Source organism: Telmatocola sphagniphila, assembly GCF_018398935.1.
Taxonomy (GTDB): domain Bacteria; phylum Planctomycetota; class Planctomycetia; order Gemmatales; family Gemmataceae; genus Telmatocola; species Telmatocola sphagniphila.
On sequence record NZ_CP074694.1, the window covers coordinates 4,014,261 to 4,031,634 of the forward strand.

The window sequence follows — 17,374 nt, forward strand, 5'->3', positions numbered from 1 at the left end:
TTTAACCGCAGAGAGCGCCGAGTACACAGAGAAATACACAACAACACTCAACGAATAGGCTTCCTTCCCGTTGAAAATGCTTTGCATTTTCAACACTCACAGTACTGAGCACTGGCCCCACAGACTTAAACCTCTCTGTGCTCTCTGTGTGCTCTGTGGTGAAATTCTCTTTCCTCCTCCGCGGCGGTTCAATTTTCAGAACTTTAACCGCAGAGAGCGCCGAGTACACAGAGAAATACACAACAACACTCAACGAATAGGCTTCCTTCCCGTTGAAAATGCTTTGCATTTTCAACACTCACAGTACTGAGCACTGGCCCCACAGACTTAAACCTCTCTGTGCTCTCTGTGTGCTCTGTGGTGAAATTCTCTTTCCACCTCCGCGGCGGTTTCCTCCCACAGAGAGCTAATTCGTTGCAAGCCACGACGCCATGCGGTATATTCAGATCAACCTTCCTATGACTTAACAACTTCCGCACTCGAGACTCCTATGTTAAGACGCCGATTTCTCACTTTATTTCTTGCCTCCACTCTTTTCGGATTCACCAGGGAAATCCAAGCGCAAGATTGGCCCCAATTTCGCGGCCCCCATCGCGACGGCGTCTCCCCCGATAAGGGACTCCTGAAGGAATGGCCTAAAGACGGCCCCGAAGTCGTCTGGAAGTGTAGCGACCTCGGTGTCGGCTTCTCCTCAGTAGCGATTCAAGGCGACCGTATCTACACCATGGGGGATTTGAAAGACGGCTGCTACGTCTTTGGGATTGATCGAGCCAAAGGAACACTTCTCTGGAAGAAACTGATCGGTAAAGCGGGTGGCAACTACGTCGGACCACGTTGCACGCCGACGGCGGATGGCGATTCTGTCTATGCCCTGGGTCAGTTCGGCGATTTCGTCTGTCTGGATTCCAAAACCGGAGAAGAACGTTGGAAGAAAAATATCGGCAAGGACTTCAAAGGCCGATCGGGAGGGTGGAACTTTGCCGAATCTCCGCTGATCGATGGAGACAAACTCGTCGTTACCCCCGGCGGGGCCGATTTCACCATGGTTGCCCTGAACAAAAAGACGGGTGATCTGATTTGGAAGGGCCTGGTCCCGGGCGGCGACACGGCGGGGTACTCTTCCATCGTGGTGGCCGATATCGACGGCGTGAAACAGTACATTCAGCTGATGGCCAACGGTCTAGTGAGCTTCTCCGCTGATAAAGGGGAACTGCTCTGGCGTTACGGCACCGGTAATGATCGGTTTGGTCATAATACCGCCAATATTCCGACGGCCATCGTTCAGGGCAATCAGATTTTCGCTTCCGCTGGATATGGTCGCGGAGCCGCATTGTTGACGGTCAGCAGCAGTGGTGGCAAATTCGATGTGCATGAGGAGTACTGGGTAAACGCTCTTACCAACAAGCATGGCGGTGTCATTCACGTCGGCGACTCTGTCTATGGGGATCGCGATGATAGCGGCCGGCCCTGGAGTGCCGATTTCAAAACGGGGAAAGTAAAATGGTCCAAGTCGGATCGGTCCAAAGGAAACGGCTCGGCCTCCCCGACGTTTGCCGATGGGCTACTTTACATTCGCTACGCCAATGGTTGGGTTTCTCTGGTAAATCCAGAGGATGGCAAGGAAATCAGCACGTTCAAAATTCCCAACGGTAGCAGTAATTGCTGGGCGCACCCGGTGGTGATTGGCGGAAAGATGTACATCCGGGAAAACGACACGCTGTGGTGTTACGATGTGAAGGGGAAATAGGATTCCGTGGGCGAGCAAAAAGCCTCAAACGAAATGCTAATGAAAATTGTTATTGATTGAGAGGTTATTACAGGAGTAATATCTCCAATACAGATCAATTGAATGAGGCCTCCCCGGTTCGTTAGCTTCCGAAGAGGAATCCATGCTCGCCAATATATTTGCTTTACGATATGGGCTACACTTTTGCATTTTTCTGCTACTGAATGAAAATGGACCGGATACATTTCTATCCGGTACTGTCGAGGAAATGACCACCGATTATCGCTCCTGGAAAATCAGTAATCAGCTTCCCAATTTCAAATTTCCAGACCGCTCCGATCCAGATAAACTACCATTTACACTTCCCCGGCTTGCCATTCTTCGAGTTACAGAGGTGCATACTGGGAATAAGCTTTATCTTGGCAAGCGAGTGGTTGTCCCTTTTTTTGAAATGCCCAAATATCAGTTGGGTTTTGGTGGCATCAGCGTTCATCATATTTGTTTCACTCCTCCACTAAAAAAAGGGGATGAGTTGCTCCTATGGGCAAACGTAAAGAGGAACTATCTAGTCCCTGCACTGAAATAGACGAGATGAAAGCGAAAAGCCCGCTCTGGTATTTGATCCCTCTAAAAAAAGATCAACTTATCAAGTACGAAGATAAATTTAATGGAAAGTATTCCGACCAGGGGGAGTGGGTAAAAGCCATGCAACTGGCGGAAGACAACTCGTTTCGCGATAGGACCTTCAACGAACTAAAAGATGCCAAATCCTCCGCCATGTCCTGGCTACTTTATCGGTATTGCAAACGCATGGGCGTTGAATCCAAGAGCCTCTTAAGAAAACATATTGCAGAGGATGAACTGACCTTTTTCAATTTCCTTCATTGCGACCGCGCCCTATGTGCGTTGGATTCCGATTGGTACTTCGATTCGCTGCGAATCAAAAAATATTCAAACTTCATCCGGAATGCTCCCAATGATGATACCATGAATCTTCTTTATGGGGAAACTTTGGAAATTAAGAATTATGAGATTTTGGAAGAGATATGTCGGAGATTTTTATTAGATGACAAAGTAAATGTCTCGCCAGAAACTTGGAATCGTAGCACTGTTATTCTGGACTTAAAGAGATTATCCGAGGAAAAACACTCCAAGCGATTTGATAATTTTGCTGAAGAGCTTGCGACAGTAAAGAGCAGATATGTGAATGATGCCGTAAAATTTCAATTTGCAGTGTTAGAGTCGCAAAAAAAGCGAAAGTAATGCTTTTAGAGTTAGAGCAATCTATTTATTAATTCACAAGATTTACAACTACTAATTATGTGCTTCTACAAAATTTGTTTGCTCCTCGCTTTTACCTTCTCGAATGCGAGTGTAATCGCGCAAGACCGAAGCAAGCATGGAATCGATCAGCTTGCTAAAAAAGCATTCAAGCAAGGTTTCTGGCTGGCAAAATATCCTGTCACCCAGCGAGAATGGACAGCATTAATGGATTCTACACCTTTTGCACATCACAAAAATGGAAGAAAAAAAACCTATTTGAAAGCTGTCGATGGACTGGATACCAGCCGCTTTCCCGCCGAGCAAATATCGCGGGAAGGGACAAAAGCCTTTCTTGAAAAAATGAATTCCAGTGCCAATCGTGAAAAGATAGACCAAGTATTTGGAAAGAATTTCAACTTCTGTCTACCTTACGAAGATGAATGGGAATACGCCTGTCGAGGAGGGCTCGGTAATAATAGAGCTTTTTACTGGGGTAGCGTATTGAATGGGGACAAAGCGAATTGCAATGGCCAAACGCCCTACGGAACTAAAACTCAAGGACCTTTCGTTGGGCATCCCACACTGGTCGGTGCATATAAAAAAAGGCGCCGCATCCTTGGGGCTTGTGCGATATGAGTGGGAATGTCTGGCAGCGCTGTGAAGAAATTCACCCAGAAGATCCGAGTAAATGCGTTATTCGTGGTGGTTGTTTTACTTTTGAAGCTTCCGCCAGCCGCTCGGCCTCCCGACAAATGATCGATAACTGGTATCGTAGCCCCACTATCGGGTTTAGAATAGCGGTTGCCGTAAGAGATTAATGAAAGCTCAAGAAGTTTGTTTGGATTGTTAGATCCGATTGAAAACTCCCATCGGACGTTAAACTACCCTCCGTACACGATCGAGTTTCCCTCTCACGCCAAAATTCCCTTCAACACCTCGCCATGCACATCGGTCAGCCGCCGTTCGATCCCATTGTGATAAAAACTCAGCCGTTCGTGGTTCAAACCCAACAGATGCAGAATCGTGGCGTGCAGATCGTAAATCGACGACTTCTTTTCCACGGCCGCGTAGCCAAACTCATCGGTCGCCCCGTAGCTGAATCCTTTTTTCACTCCGGCCCCGGCCATCCAGACCGTAAACCCCTTCGGGTTATGATCGCGACCGGTAGCCCCCGCCTTCTGAAACGTGGGCATCCGGCCAAACTCGGTCACCCAGACCACCAATGTGTCTTTCAACATTCCGCGTTGCTTCAGGTCCTTAATCAATGCCGCGCAAGGCTGATCGAGGATCGGGCCATGCGTGTCGTAAAATTTCTTTAGGGTTTTATGGCCGTCCCAGTTTCCAACGCCCTCGCCCATTGCATAAGCGCCGTTGAACAATTGCACGAAACGGACATTGCGTTCCAACAGCCGCCGGGCGAGCAAACAGTTACGAGCGAATCCCGCTTTGATCGGGTTTTTATCATTCACGCCATAACTCTCTTTAATCGCGTGGGTTTCCTTGCTGAAATCTGTCACTTCCGGAGCTCGTAGCTGCATCTTCGCGGCCAGCTCCATGCTGGCAATGCGGGCACTTAGTTCGGTATCTCCCGGATGGCGTTCGAGATGCTTCTCATTTAACTGCTTCACAAAATCGCGCACGGCCGATTCGGTATCGGCCGAGATATCCGATGGCCGGTTCAGATGTGGAATCGGCTTATCGGTATTAAACGCAGTCCCCTGGAAGACCGCCGGTAGAAAGGCGTTGTTCCAATTGTTCGGCCCGACCTGGGGCACGCCGCGCGGATCCGGAATCGCAACGAACGCCGGAAGATCCCGACACTCGCTTCCAAGCGCGTAACTCACCCAGGAGCCGATGCTCGGGAAGCCATCGATGGTGTAGCCGGTGCTCATCTGATTCTCGGCCGGGCCGTGCGTATTAGTCTTGGCCGTCATCGAGTGAATGAAACAGAGATCGTCGGCCAACTCGGCGATGTTTGGCATGAGATCGGAGATCATTTTGCCCGACTGGCCGCGCGGTTTGAAGTTCCACAGCGGCTTGGTCAGATTGCCGTGTCCACCTTGAAAAGCCGTCTCTTTCTCCGCACCCGGCAACGGCTTACCGTCCCACTTGTAGAGCTCCGGTTTATAATCGAAGGTGTCTAAATGGCTGACGGCTCCCGAACAGAAAATCATCAATACCCGCTTGGCCTTGGCTTCGAAATGGGGAGCTCGCGGCGCGAGCGGCGCTTCCGGCCTGATGACCGGTCGAATCGGATCGGCCGCCAACAACCTGCGCTCGGCCAAGAGACTGATCAGGGCGATACCACCCAGACCGGTACCGCCATCGCGGAGAAACGATCGGCGATCCAACAGATGCCGACCGGCATGCGAAAGAAAATGGCTGGGTGTCATATCGGCTCGCCCCAGGAAGGGGAATTAGAATACAAACAGGAATTCATTAGTGTTGAACAGCGCGAGACAGAACGCTTTCAAACCATGCTTCTCGATCAATTTTTTCGCTTCCCCAATCTCGGCTTCCTGCGGTTCCCTTTGATAGGCCAGCCAGAAAGCTCGTTGGATCTGCGCCCGACTTTCCTTCCCGGCTTCTTTCTGAATCCGTTCCGCGAAGAAACCGGCCTGCTGCAACATGAACGGACTGTTGAACAAATTCAACACCTGAAAGGCCGTGGTGGAATTGGTTCGCTTCGGGGCGGTCTGCCCGGCATCGGGACAATCGAACGCTCCGAAGGTATCATCGACGCGCATTCTCTGTTTGGTCATGTAGATCATGCGCCGCCATTCGGGCGGACCGAATTTGGTCTTGGGAATATAGACTTTCACATAATTGGAATTCGGCTCGAAGAGATCGAAGCCCGGTCCCCCCGCTGTCAAATCGAGTTTGCCCGAAATGAATAGAATCGTATCGCGCAGCGGCTCCGCTTCGAGTCGAGCGGGCGGATACCGCCAGAGCAGTCGAGCATCCGTATCGGCCGCCAATCCCTGTGAATTTGGCGTGCTGGCCTGACGATAAGCAGCGGACATCACGATCAGCTTGTGTATCCGCTTCATTTTCCAGCCGCCAATCACGAACTCATCGGCCAGCCAATCCAGCAACTCCGGATGAACCGGCTTCGCGCCGTTGATGCCAAAATCGCTGGGCGTGGCCACGATTCCCGCCCCGAAATGATGCTGCCAGAGGCGATTGACCATCACCCGCGCGGTGAGCGGATTTTTGGGGTCGACAATCCAATCTGCCAAGGCCAGCCGGCGTTTTTCTTCCGGGGCATTCATCGGTAACTGCAGCTTGGCTCCCAGGCTCACCGGTGCGGCCGCAGCCATCTCTTCCTTGGGCGCGGTGATTTCGCCGCGCAACAATCGATGCGTCTTTTCCGGAGCCGTGAATCGCCCCGCATAAATCTGATACGGAAGTTTACTTGAGCCATCCGAGACCGTGTAATCTTTCTTCACCACCGTCTGCCAATGATCGGGCTCCCTGGCGACTTCAATTCGATAAGCGACCGCCAGCCGGTCTGCAAATTGCCCCAGCCGATCCCGACTCCAGACAACTCGATCGATCTTCTCGACTTTGGGGAGTTCGAACTGCACCCAGCCCTGCCCAGTCTGGTGGGAAATCCAGCTATGGGAATTGCCCGGCTGCCCATCATTGATGAATTCCAGCTTGTGGATGGCATAACCAGGTAGTGTGCCGGAGGCCGTGACTTTGGTGCCGTTTTTAGCCAGAGCTACGTTGCGAGATGCGGGGCCGCTGGTGAAGATTTCCAGTTCATCTATGCAGGGTTCGGCGTTGCCCTCGGTCTTCAATAGGGTCATTCGGACATAGCGAGCTTCCACGGCCGGAAATCGCTCTTCGTTAAGAAGAGGGTTCACAGTCGTCTGGCCGGTCTTCACGGGCCGCTCGCCATGTTGTACACCCGCAAAGACGGCCTTCAGCCCATAGTAATCGGCTTGCGAGACGGGATCAAACTTGTGATCGTGACAGCGGGCACAACCGAGCGTAACTCCCAAAAAGGTCGTGCCGGTCGTGCCGATGATATCGTGCAATTCATCGGCCCGCTGCTGAGCATTCAAAAGCGGATCGCCCTTCACCATGTCGTACGCCCCGGCCACCAGATAGCCGGTCGCTTCCCCCTGCCCCAGTTGATCGCCGGCCAGTTGTTCCTTGACGAAACGATCATAAGGCTTGTCTTCATTGAGAGAGCGAATGACATAGTCGCGATAGGGCCAGGCATTCGGGCGGAACAGATTCATCTCGAAGCCTTGAGTTTCCGCAAAGCGAACGACATCCAGCCAGTGTCGAGCCCAGCGTTCGCCAAATTGCGGAGCCGCTAAGAATTTATCGACGCATTTCTCGTAGGCGTTGGGATCGTTATCCTTCAGGAATGCCTGCACTTCCTCGGGCGTCGGCGGCAGCCCGAGCAGATCGAATTTCAATCGCCGTAGAAGTGTGACTTTGTCGGCTTCCGGATTCATCTTCAGATGGGATTGAGCCAACTTTTGGATGAGAAAATTATCAATCGGATTCTTGGCCGTGCTGTCTTTAGGCAGAGAAGGCACGTCCGGCCGTTTAACCGGTTGATAAGCCCAGTGCGTCAGTCGAGCGTCCACATCTGAGGTCTTGGGCCAATCGGCCCCGCGATCAATCCAGTTTTTAATGCTCCGAATCTCCGCCGAGCTCAGCCGATCTCCCTGTGGCGGCATTTGCTCCTCTGGATTTTTGCTCTGAATGCGAGCCATCAGGAGACTGGCCTCGCTTTTACCAGCGACAATTGCCGGTCCGGAGCCGCCGCCTTTGAAGAAGGAGTCCCGCCGGTCAAAACGCAGATCGCCTTTTTGTTTCTCGGAGCCGTGGCAGGAGTAGCAATGCTTCTGAAAGATCGGTTGAATCTCTTTTTCGAAGTTCACAACTGGGTTTTTTGATTCTTGGGAATACAGCCGAGCTGAGGCGCTAAGACCTGGGAAGGCGAGGCATAATCCGGCGAGGAGAATCCGTGAGATCATGACGAGTCGCTCATCGATAGAAAAGGCTGTTCGTGTTTAACTGGCGGGAAGTATCAGTTTACACGATTTACCGGGCCTTGTGGAGCCAGAAATTGGAAGAAGAGGGAAGAGAAACGTGCCTACTCCCCTTGGGGTAGTCTAATTCTTCTCAGCCAACTCTGCGGTTAACAGCTCTTCAAATAAACACAAACCTTTTTCACCACTGAGTACACCGAGAACACTGAGAGTCTTCTCCATTTGGCACAACATCTCTTAAAACTCTCTTTGCTCTGTTGAAAATGCTTCGCATTTTCAACAACACTCAAAATTCAGTAAACTGAAGCCTACCACAAAACCTCTCTGTGTTCTCAGTGCCCTCTGTGGTTAAATTCTTCATCTCTTAATTTACTGACTTCAGGGAACAGGCTCCGAAGACAGAGCCAGTCCCGCTCGAATAGCCGGTTTATTTTCTTCTTTCCTCAGCGGTTAAATGCTTTTCAAATAAACACAAAACTTTTTCCACCACTGAGTACACCGAGAACACTGAGAGTCTTCTCCATTTGGCACAACATCTCTTAAAACTCTCTTTGCTCTGTTGAAAATGCTTCGCATTTTCAACAACACTCAAAATTCAGTAAACTGAAGCCTACCACAAAACCTCTCTGTGTTCTCAGTGCCCTCTGTGGTTAAATTCTTCATCTCTTAATTTGCTGACTTCAGGGAACAGGCTCCGAAGTCAAAGCCAGTTCCCCTCGAAACGCCGGATGACTTCACTTCACTGCTGCAGCAGATAATGATTTCCATCCCTCATCCCCCTACTCCCCAGCGATCGGGAAATAGCGATGGCTGATCCAGAGCAAGAGTCCCAACAGACTAATGCCCAGCGACAGGCTGCCGAAGATCAGCCACTTCTCCACCGGTAATAGCGGCTCGGCCTCCACCTTCGATAATTCCTCGGCAATTTGCCGATCACTCGGCGGTATTTTGGGTGCTTCCATGTTACTTCACTCCCCCCGCGGACATGCCGTGAAAGAACAGATAGGAGATTGCCAGACCGATCCAGATCACGAAGCCGAAGAGACTGACGACATAGACGAGTGCCAGTCGACCCAACCCCTCGGCCCAGAGTCGGCGAATATTCGTTGCCAGACCAATACTGAAAAAGGTCAGCACGAAAAAGATCCGGCGAAAAACGTCCGTCTGATCGGTCGCTTTCTTCAAGATCGGAGCTTCGGAAGGATCGAAAAATCCCAGTGCGAAGAAGACTCCGAACGTCAGGGCGTAGCCAAAAACGAATTTTGGAAAACGCTCCCAGATTTCAAGCAACGGCAAGCCGCCTTCTTTTCGCTTGTCGATCTTCCAGGCCCAGATGGCCGACAAAATTAAGGCCCAAATGCCGATGAACACATCAATGAAAACTTTTACCGTGGTCGTTGTCAAAGCCATCCACTTCCGGCTCGGATCGGCCGGATCGGGATAGTAGAGTGCGGCGGTAATCTCGCCGCTGGAGAACGCCGCGCCGTCCGTCTTGACCGCCAGACCCATCCAACCCGCAGCCACCATCGGGTCATTGGGAAGAAGAGTGTGGGCCAGACTCGGCAGGACCAGCATTTCGATAACCGCAAAGACAACTACCAGAGAAGAAACCATAACCGGCACCAGCGGCCGGGCCCGAATGGCGGCCCCGGTAGTGATGGCCGCCGTGACCCCACAGATAGATATTCCCGAAGCCAAGGGAGCCGCCCACTCCCGGCTGAAACCGAATAATTTTCGTGCGATCAGGTAGACGAGTGCCCAGTAGATGAGATAGGCTTCGATGATGGCGGCCAGTCCGCGAAACAGAATAGCCCCAGCCCGAGCCGACTCTTCGGCGGCTTTGATCCCCAACACCGCTCCGTAAATCACGATGCCCGCTTTGATAAACAACTCGGGTCGCGCGGCCTCTCTGAACCAGTCAGCCCATTTAGGAATCAGGTTGCCGATCAACAAGCCTCCCAGCAGAGCCAGGATATAGCCCGCTTCTCCGGTAAGACCCAGGGACCACTCGACGCCGACCGGTCGTTTATTGGGAGTCGCGGCGATATAGGAATTATGGCCGAGGATCCAGAGTAAGAACGCGATTGCAAAAAGCAGAGTGAATTTGATGGCAAATTGCTTTGGGTTCACGCCGAGGAAGATCGCACCCCCGGAGAGCACGACGAGCAAAAAAGCATAGGTCGCGCCCAAGGCTCCCCAACCGGTGATGTTGGCGTAAGAGGAAGAGGAGGGCGCGATGGCCTTGGAGAAGCTGGTCCATTCTTTGACCGCCGCAGACCAGCCGAGCAGATTTATGCCGGCCAGCATTCCCAAGCTCAGGGCGATAAGGAGAATGCCTAGCAGCACGGCCAGTACATCCTCGGATCGAAACCAGGATTTCATGAAAAGTCTTCGCCCGGAGAGAAAAAAGCCAAACGGAGGGTAAGGAGAAAATATAGGGATTTAACGAGGGGTGAGTAAATCGGTTAAATCGCGATGGAGTTGAAGTGAGAGTCCGGAAAGTATTTTTCCCAAATCCTTTTGAACGAAAACTGCTCTGGGTATAATTCTACAGTAAGAGATTCACACTTCAGGATGGGACGCATGCTATATTCGATTCGCTCCGGGCTTTCTACTCGCACGAACTCCGCTACCCAAAAACTGCGAACAACTCGTTTGAAACTGGAAGATCTCGAAGCCCGCCGAGTTCTCTCTACCTACATTGTGAACAGCCTCGATGATGTGCTGGATACGACCATCACTACCGCCCACATGACGTTACCCGACGCCGTCAGTCTGGCGAATAGCGCCTCCGGCTCGAATTCCATCACCTTCGACCCGGCACTCACCAAAAATGGGTCTGCTACCTTCACCCTGACCGCACCCTTAAACTTGACGGGCAACTTCGCCATTCTCGGCCCGACTGCGAACCAGATCATCCTCTCGGCACCGAACATCAGCAATGTTGCTTTCACCGTGGCCAGCTCAGCCAACATCGATATCGAGAATTTGGAGTTTACGAATTTCTCGACTCCGGTCCAAAATTTGAATGGATCCCTCGTTAGTAATGCCGGGGTTTTGAAGTTGGGAAATTGCACTTTCTATCAAAATATCATCTCAGCTAATGGTAGTCTAATTAACAACTCGGGAAATCTAACTCTCACTAGCTCGAATTTCACTTCAAACCTATGTATTGGCACAATTGACACCTGCATCTACAGCACTAGCAATATTTTAATTTCGGATAGCACGTTCTATAAGAATCAGACCAATTTACGGTATGCTCTCGAGTTTGCTTCTGGGCATGCTGCCGTCGCAAATTGCACATTATTTGGAAACTTAGCCGAGAGTGGTGGCACAATAGAAATTGATAAAGCCACCGTTACTATCACGAATTCAACAATAGTGAATAACGCCTCAAGCTATGGTGGTTTCGCCATCAATTCGAATACCGCTTTCGGCATATACAATTCGATTATTGCTGGAAATTCAGGAGGAGGATCCGGCCACGACTATCTTACCGATACCAATATCAATGGCCCCGTATCTTCCACGAGTTCCAATAACATCACTAGTTCGGCAAGCATGCCAGACGGTAACAACAACATTTTTATGCCACAAGTATATCCTTTAGGTGAAGCAATCGAGTACGACAATCTCGCAGTCCTCTTCGGCAACAATCCGACGCTTCAGAACAACGGCGGTCCGACTGAAACTCTGGCACTCATCCCAAACAGTCTCGCCCTCGGTCATGGCTCACCGCAGGTTCCCAACTACGTAAATTTTGATCAGCGCGGTGTCACGCGGGCCCAATTGGCTCCTGATATCGGAGCCTATCAAGAAACGCCAACAACCAGCCAAACTTTACTGTCCACATACGGCGTGGCCACCACGCCGACCACGCTGTTCGCGCCGACCCCGGCAGCCGATAGCAACACAGCCTTCGTACTGGGTCTTTACAATGCCGTCCTGAAACGATCGGGGGACACTGCTGGAATCACAGCGCTAGTCGCAGATCTCAATTCGGGAGTCTCCCGGCAAACTCTCGCCTATGCTTTGATCAATTCCACAGAGAATCGAACCAATGAAGTGGAGACTTACTATCAGACTCTGCTGAATCGCGCTGCAGATCCGAAGGGATTAAAGCATTTTGTCGCAATGCTTCAGAATGGAGCGAATGAAAGCGATGTGGTATTGCAAATTCTCTCCTCTCAGGAATTCCTAGCGGCCAACAACAACACGCAACTGGTTTCGAAACTCTATCAACTCTTTCTGGGTCGCACTCCGGACGTCGCCGGTTCCGCCGGGTGGGTCAACGCTCTGAATCAGGGCAAGCTTACACCGGCCCAAGTGGCAAGAAATATTCTGTTTTCAAATGAGTCTTTAAACCTCGTTATCCAATCCGATTTCAACAGCTATTTGGAAAGAAGTGCGGAGCCGGGCGCCGTGAGTGGTTTTGAGAATCAACTCCAAAATGGACGATTGACTTTCGGGACTCTTCAAGCCACCATTCTGGCCTCAACCGAATTCCTTGCCGACGCCACGGCGCAAGTGAAGGCTTAGGCACCTTGAGTTTTGAATACAGAGGAAGGAAGTTCTTTTGCGCCTTCCTCGCAGTAACCAAATCACACTCTCCAACTCAAAAACTTCTTTACTGGACATCCCCCCTCTTGCGGGCTATGGATGCTTTGCAGGAATCCCTCTCCTTTGCTTAGGCATTAAAAGATCGGTTTGGAAATGGAATTGCATACATCCCCGACTGACTCGGAAGCTCCCCGCTGGGCCCGGCGCTGGCTCTGGGTGGCCGGTTGGTACAACCTGATCTGGGGAACACTCACAATCCTTTTCCCCAATCTGTTGTTCGATCTCGTCGGCATTCCACGCCTCAACTATCCCGAAATCTGGCAGTGCGTCGGCATGATCGTCGGCGTCTACGGCGTCGGCTACCTGATTGCCGCGGGAGATCCTCATACGCACTGGCCGATAGTTCTGGTCGGACTACTCGGTAAAATTTTCGGTCCGATCGGTTTCGCTTTTGCACTTTTCAAAGGCACTTTCCCGCCGTTGTTCGGGTTAACCATTCTGACGAACGACCTGATTTGGTGGGTGCCGTTCACCTACCTGATCTGGGATGCGATGAATTATCGCGGCGATCAGCGACCGAGCAAGAACGCCCTTCAGCACTTCATTCGGGAATCGCGCATCGCCGCCACTCCGGAAACCGTTTTTCAATTTCATGAGAGCCCGGAAGCGCTGGAAAAGTTGATTCCACCCTGGGAAAACATGAAAGTTTCTGAATCGGCCGGCTCGCTGAAACCTGGGAGCCGGGTAGTGCTCGCCGGGAAGAGCGGCCCTATTCCAATGCGATGGGTTGCCCTTCATACCGAATACGAGCCACCCCGGATGTTCGCCGATCAGCAATTGTCGGGTCCGTTTGCCTGGTGGTACCATCGGCATGAGTTTATCGATGATGGCGCAGGCGGGACGATCTTGCGGGATAATGTGGAGTATGTTGCCCCGATGGGTGCGGTGGGGCGAATATTGGGAGGCTGGTTGGTTCGCCGGAAACTGGCGAAGATGTTTACCTATCGACACCAAGTTACTCGACAGATCGTCGAATCTGGTACTTGCGAAACTTCCGCACAGCAAAAATAGACAGATGAACTTGGAACATTTACCCGAGTGGTTATCGCAGATCCATGTCGCCAGTACGCTCTACATGGTGGGACTGATCTGGTTTGTTCAGGTGGTTCACTATCCTTTATTCGCACTGGCCAAAGGTGATGAATTTGAGAACTATATCCGGACGAACATGCGGCTTACCAGCTGGGTAGTAATACTGCCAATGGTTGCGGAAGGGGGAAGTGCCATTGCCCTATTCTGGTTTAGACCAGCGGGAATTTCGACGGAACTCTTAAGTGCGGGGTTGGGACTTCTTGTGGTGATTTGGGCGTCCACTTTCCTGCTGCAAGTGCCCTGCCATGAACGTCTCGCGAATGGCTTTGACCCCGAGGTGCATCGCCGTCTGGTGCGTACCAACTGGATACGCACCATCGCATGGAGCTTGAGAGGTATTTTGGTTTTGACGATGAAGTGAATCGACTATCAGCGACGCATGCTATTCTGCGTCGCTAAAAATACTCACGAAGCCAACGCTTTTCGCTTCTCCGCGATGAACGGGACATGATGCGGTATGTGATTCGCCGCCGAGCTCAGCACGGCCTCCAGCGTCACCAATCCCTTGAGGCTATGTACGCCAGCCCGGTTGGTCGCTTCCGACGGCTTGACGGTGTTCAAAATCCGCCCCATCTGCTTGCGAGTGACCGCGATGAGTTCCAGTTCCTCGTTCAGATCCCGTTCCTGATATGCCAATTTGGTCACGAACAGATTCTCATCGGCCACCAGCAACAAAGGTCGCTCCAGAGCGATAATCCGCTTCATGCGATCGGCCAGAATGGATTCGAAATCGCTGATGTGGGCGACGACTTCGAGCGTGCTCCACTTGCCCGGGATCGGATGCGCGAGCAGTTGCTCCCGGGTCATGCCGCTGACGGCTTTACGCAAAACATCTATTCCGGAATGGTATTGCTGAATCAGTTCGGGAAAGGGAATCATCGTACACCTCGAAGAGATGGGTTTTGAAGGAAGTTATTGTAATCGACGGACATTTATGAAGGAAAGCAAAATTGACATGACTCGACGAAATTCCTTCCTCCCCCTAAAGCATAAATTCTCGCTAGTTCTGGAGGTTGAAAGATGGCAGCAGCAATAGCACGCGTCCCGGTCACCGTTCTGACTGGTTTTCTCGGTTCGGGTAAGACCACCCTCCTGAACCATATTCTCACGGCCCACCACGGGAAGCGCATAGCCGTAATCGAAAACGAATTCGGTGAAATCGGCGTCGACCAGGATCTGGTAATCCAGACCGATGAAGAAATCTTCGAAATGAACAACGGCTGCATCTGCTGCACCGTGCGCGGCGATCTGATCCGCATTCTCGGCAACCTGATGAAACGCCGGGACAAATTCGATTACGTACTGATTGAGACCACCGGCCTGGCCGATCCCGGACCAGTAGCTCAAACATTCTTTTCTGATTCCGACATGCAGGAAAACTTCCGTCTGGATGGCATCGTCACCCTGGTGGATGCTAAGCACGTTTCGCAGCATTGGGATTCTCATGAAGTCAAAGAGCAGATTGCCTTCGCCGATGTCCTGCTTTTGAACAAAACCGATTTAGTTTCCCAAGCGGAATTAGAGGAATTGCAGGCCAAGATTCACAAGATGAACGCCGTGGCCAAGATCTATCGCACGCAAAAAGCCGAGATCGATATGGATAAAATCATTGGTATCGGCGGCTTCAATCTCGATCGCATTCTGGAACACGAACCCGATTTCCTGCCCAAGGAAGAATCGCCCCACGACCATGAACATCATCACGAGCACAAGCACGAAGATCATCACCACGATGAAGAAGTCAAATCGATCGGTCTTCTCATCCCCGGCGATCTTAACCCCAAAAAGCTCAATCGATGGGTTTCGGAACTCCTGGCCACCAAGGGCCCCGATATTTTCCGCATGAAGGGCATTCTCAGCATCAAGAACGATCCCCAACGATTTGTCTTCCAGGGGGTTCATATGCTCTTCGACGGCAAACCGGGACGCGACTGGGCCGAGAAAGAGGAACGCACCAACCGGATCGTCTTCATAGGTCGAAACTTGAACCGCGCCGAACTGGAAGGCGGTTTTCGGAGTTGCCTGGCGTAGTGGACAATTCAGGTTCAGCCATAGGATTTTTCCTGTAAATCCGGTTGCTCAAATATGGGATTTAAGCGATAATTAGAACATCCGCTGGTAACCTCATTTCGAGTGGCTATCGCATGCTGAACCTGCCAAACCGCTGCCCCGGACCGCAATCGCGTAGAGAATTCCTTCGCACCGGCCTGTTCGGGCTCGGCGCCCTCTCGCTGCCGCAATTGATGCGCATGCAATCGCAGGCGAAAGCCAATCCGAGCGGTTCGGACGATACCTCGGTCATCTTCATCTGGTTGCCAGGCGGCCCGCCGCACCTGGAAACCTATGATATGAAGCCGGACGCCCCGACGGAGTATCGCGGCGATTTCAAACCGATCAAGACCAACGTCCCGGGCATCGATATCTGCGAACATCTGCCGCTACACGCCAAGATGGCCGACAAGTATACTCTGATTCGCTCGGTCTCCCACACCTTCAGCGACCACGGCGGCGGCCATAAACGATTTCTCACGGGCCGCGATCCCCAGGAACCGACCGGCTTCGTGAACGACCATCCCATGGTCGGTTCCATCGTCGCCAAGTGCCGCGAAGATCGCAATGTCGGTCTGCCTAACTACATCAGTGGCGTCGATAGCGGCCGACAAGGTGTGGATGTCTTCAGTTTCGGGGCCGCTTATCTGGGGCCGAGCTACACACCCTTTTTCGTGCCCGGCGATCCGCAGTTGCCCGATTTCAGCGTACAGAATTTGAAGATGTCGCCCGGCATGGTGGCCAATCTGGACGATCGGCAGAAGTTGCTTGCGAGTTTCGATTCGCTGAACCGCGGCATCGACAAAACGGGTACTATGGCCGCGCTGGATACTTTCGAAAAACAGGCCGTGGAGTTAATCACCAGTCCGAAGGCGAAGAAAGCGTTCGATCTTTCTCAAGAACCTCAAAAACTTCGCGAACGTTACGGCATGCATCGCTTCGGGCAGCGCTGCATCCTGGCCCGAAGACTGGTCGAAGCCGGTGTCAGCTTCGTCACCATGGTTCTGGAAAACCCCGGGGAGCTACCTGCAGACTGCTGCTACAACTGGGATTCGCATGCGGTGAATTGCCACATATTCACCGATACCAAATACAAATTGAAGTTTTATGATCAGGCGATCACCGCACTGGTCGAAGATCTGCACAATCGCGGCCTGACCAAAAAAGTTCTGCTGATCGTCACTGGGGAATTTGGCCGAACGCCGAAGCTTTCGTACGAAAAAGGACGGCCTGGCCGCGACCACTGGCCCCAGGCCATGAGTATGCTGCTCGCCGGCGGCGGTATCCGACATGGCCAGGTGATCGGCTCCACCGATGCCAAGGGAGAACATCCCAAGGATCGGCCGCTCAGCCCCAACGATTTGTGGGCGACGATGTATCAGCATCTCGGAATCGACCCCGAGAAGAGCTTCCTGGATAATCTCGGCCGACCGATGCCGATTTTGCCCTATGGCAAACCGATTGCCGACCTGTTTTCGTGAGATTGAATCTCAGTCTGCTTCGCGCTGAACCCCTTGGATAATTTCCATCGGGTTTAAGCGGTCGTTTGCTCTTTTTTTGTCAATCAAATCCTGTAAATCCTCTATCTGGCAAATCTACCAAGAGC

Annotated in this window: 15 protein-coding genes; 10 read left to right on the forward strand and 5 right to left on the reverse strand. The window is 51.9% G+C overall.

Annotation, left to right across the window (positions count from 1 at the left end; all coding sequences use genetic code 11):
- Positions 1-490 precede the first annotated feature (490 nt).
- The 5 genes from KIH39_RS16040 (at position 491) to KIH39_RS27205 (ending at position 3,807) form a co-directional block, all read left to right on the forward strand.
- Positions 491-1,747, forward strand: coding sequence for an outer membrane protein assembly factor BamB family protein (locus KIH39_RS16040; protein WP_213494230.1), 1,257 nt, complete (start codon positions 491-493; stop codon positions 1,745-1,747).
- A 142-nt stretch (positions 1,748-1,889) separates the two neighbouring features.
- Positions 1,890-2,312, forward strand: coding sequence for a hypothetical protein (locus tag KIH39_RS16045; protein WP_213494231.1), 423 nt, complete (start codon positions 1,890-1,892; stop codon positions 2,310-2,312).
- Positions 2,267-2,989 (forward strand): hypothetical protein, encoded by a 723-nt coding sequence (locus KIH39_RS16050; RefSeq protein WP_213494232.1) that lies wholly within the window; start codon positions 2,267-2,269, stop codon positions 2,987-2,989. The genes KIH39_RS16045 and KIH39_RS16050 overlap by 46 nt, the downstream gene beginning before the upstream one ends.
- Before the next feature lie 57 nt (positions 2,990-3,046).
- On the forward strand, positions 3,047-3,625 hold the full coding sequence (locus KIH39_RS16055) for a formylglycine-generating enzyme family protein (protein WP_213494233.1): 579 nt from the start codon (positions 3,047-3,049) through the stop codon (positions 3,623-3,625).
- Positions 3,622-3,807 carry a hypothetical protein gene (locus tag KIH39_RS27205; RefSeq protein WP_213494234.1) on the forward strand — a complete coding sequence of 62 codons (186 nt, stop codon included), beginning with the start codon at positions 3,622-3,624 and terminating at the stop codon, positions 3,805-3,807. The genes KIH39_RS16055 and KIH39_RS27205 overlap by 4 nt, the downstream gene beginning before the upstream one ends.
- Before the next feature lie 93 nt (positions 3,808-3,900).
- Here KIH39_RS27205 and KIH39_RS16065 read toward each other — a convergent pair whose 3' ends face one another.
- The 4 genes from KIH39_RS16065 to KIH39_RS16080 all read right to left on the reverse strand — a co-directional run bounded on the left by KIH39_RS16065 (position 3,901) and on the right by KIH39_RS16080 (position 10,386).
- Positions 3,901-5,382, reverse strand: coding sequence for a DUF1501 domain-containing protein (locus KIH39_RS16065; protein WP_213494235.1), 1,482 nt, complete (start codon positions 5,380-5,382; stop codon positions 3,901-3,903).
- Positions 5,383-5,406: 24 nt separating this feature from the next.
- Entirely contained in the window at positions 5,407-7,893 is a 2,487-nt protein-coding gene (locus KIH39_RS16070; protein ID WP_213494236.1) for a DUF1553 domain-containing protein, read from the reverse strand.
- A gap of 890 nt (positions 7,894-8,783) precedes the next feature.
- Positions 8,784-8,966: a hypothetical protein gene (locus KIH39_RS16075; RefSeq protein ID WP_213494237.1), complete on the reverse strand. Its 183-nt coding sequence runs from the start codon at positions 8,964-8,966 to the stop codon at positions 8,784-8,786.
- Between the two features lies 1 nt (position 8,967).
- Complete coding sequence (locus tag KIH39_RS16080) at positions 8,968-10,386, reverse strand: putative sulfate exporter family transporter (RefSeq protein WP_213494238.1); 1,419 nt, start codon at positions 10,384-10,386, stop codon at positions 8,968-8,970.
- 201 nt (positions 10,387-10,587) lie between these two features.
- Between KIH39_RS16080 and KIH39_RS16085 the strand changes: the two genes are divergently transcribed.
- From KIH39_RS16085 to KIH39_RS16095, 3 genes are all read left to right on the forward strand, one after another.
- Positions 10,588-12,546 carry a DUF4214 domain-containing protein gene (locus KIH39_RS16085; protein ID WP_213494239.1) on the forward strand — a complete coding sequence of 653 codons (1,959 nt, stop codon included), beginning with the start codon at positions 10,588-10,590 and terminating at the stop codon, positions 12,544-12,546.
- A gap of 174 nt (positions 12,547-12,720) precedes the next feature.
- Entirely contained in the window at positions 12,721-13,638 is a 918-nt protein-coding gene (locus tag KIH39_RS16090) for an SRPBCC family protein (RefSeq protein WP_213494240.1), read from the forward strand.
- A gap of 4 nt (positions 13,639-13,642) precedes the next feature.
- A complete protein-coding gene (locus KIH39_RS16095) occupies positions 13,643-14,080 on the forward strand; it encodes a hypothetical protein (protein ID WP_213494241.1) in 438 nt (145 codons plus the stop codon).
- Between the two features lie 44 nt (positions 14,081-14,124).
- Here KIH39_RS16095 and KIH39_RS16100 read toward each other — a convergent pair whose 3' ends face one another.
- On the reverse strand, positions 14,125-14,598 hold the full coding sequence (locus KIH39_RS16100) for a DinB family protein (RefSeq protein ID WP_213494242.1): 474 nt from the start codon (positions 14,596-14,598) through the stop codon (positions 14,125-14,127).
- Positions 14,599-14,739: 141 nt separating this feature from the next.
- Here KIH39_RS16100 and KIH39_RS16105 point away from each other — a divergent pair, with 141 nt between their 5' ends.
- The gene (locus KIH39_RS16105) at positions 14,740-15,750 is read left to right on the forward strand and encodes a CobW family GTP-binding protein (protein ID WP_213494243.1); all 1,011 of its coding nucleotides are present in this window, start codon (positions 14,740-14,742) and stop codon (positions 15,748-15,750) included.
- A gap of 113 nt (positions 15,751-15,863) precedes the next feature.
- Positions 15,864-17,249: a DUF1501 domain-containing protein gene (locus tag KIH39_RS16110; RefSeq protein WP_213494244.1), complete on the forward strand. Its 1,386-nt coding sequence runs from the start codon at positions 15,864-15,866 to the stop codon at positions 17,247-17,249.
- The last annotated feature ends 125 nt before the right edge of the window (positions 17,250-17,374 follow it).

Coding starts and splice junctions, on each gene's coding strand:
- KIH39_RS16040 (WP_213494230.1), top strand. CDS start 491: ATGTTAAGACGCCGATTTCTCACTTTATTTCTTGCCTCCACTCTTTTC.
- KIH39_RS16045 (WP_213494231.1), top strand. CDS start 1,890: ATGCTCGCCAATATATTTGCTTTACGATATGGGCTACACTTTTGCATT.
- KIH39_RS16050 (WP_213494232.1), top strand. CDS start 2,267: ATGGGCAAACGTAAAGAGGAACTATCTAGTCCCTGCACTGAAATAGAC.
- KIH39_RS16055 (WP_213494233.1), top strand. CDS start 3,047: ATGTGCTTCTACAAAATTTGTTTGCTCCTCGCTTTTACCTTCTCGAAT.
- KIH39_RS27205 (WP_213494234.1), top strand. CDS start 3,622: ATGAGTGGGAATGTCTGGCAGCGCTGTGAAGAAATTCACCCAGAAGAT.
- KIH39_RS16065 (WP_213494235.1), bottom strand. CDS start 5,382: ATGACACCCAGCCATTTTCTTTCGCATGCCGGTCGGCATCTGTTGGAT.
- KIH39_RS16075 (WP_213494237.1), bottom strand. CDS start 8,966: ATGGAAGCACCCAAAATACCGCCGAGTGATCGGCAAATTGCCGAGGAA.
- KIH39_RS16080 (WP_213494238.1), bottom strand. CDS start 10,386: ATGAAATCCTGGTTTCGATCCGAGGATGTACTGGCCGTGCTGCTAGGC.
- KIH39_RS16085 (WP_213494239.1), top strand. CDS start 10,588: ATGCTATATTCGATTCGCTCCGGGCTTTCTACTCGCACGAACTCCGCT.
- KIH39_RS16090 (WP_213494240.1), top strand. CDS start 12,721: ATGGAATTGCATACATCCCCGACTGACTCGGAAGCTCCCCGCTGGGCC.
- KIH39_RS16095 (WP_213494241.1), top strand. CDS start 13,643: ATGAACTTGGAACATTTACCCGAGTGGTTATCGCAGATCCATGTCGCC.
- KIH39_RS16100 (WP_213494242.1), bottom strand. CDS start 14,598: ATGATTCCCTTTCCCGAACTGATTCAGCAATACCATTCCGGAATAGAT.
- KIH39_RS16105 (WP_213494243.1), top strand. CDS start 14,740: ATGGCAGCAGCAATAGCACGCGTCCCGGTCACCGTTCTGACTGGTTTT.
- KIH39_RS16110 (WP_213494244.1), top strand. CDS start 15,864: ATGCTGAACCTGCCAAACCGCTGCCCCGGACCGCAATCGCGTAGAGAA.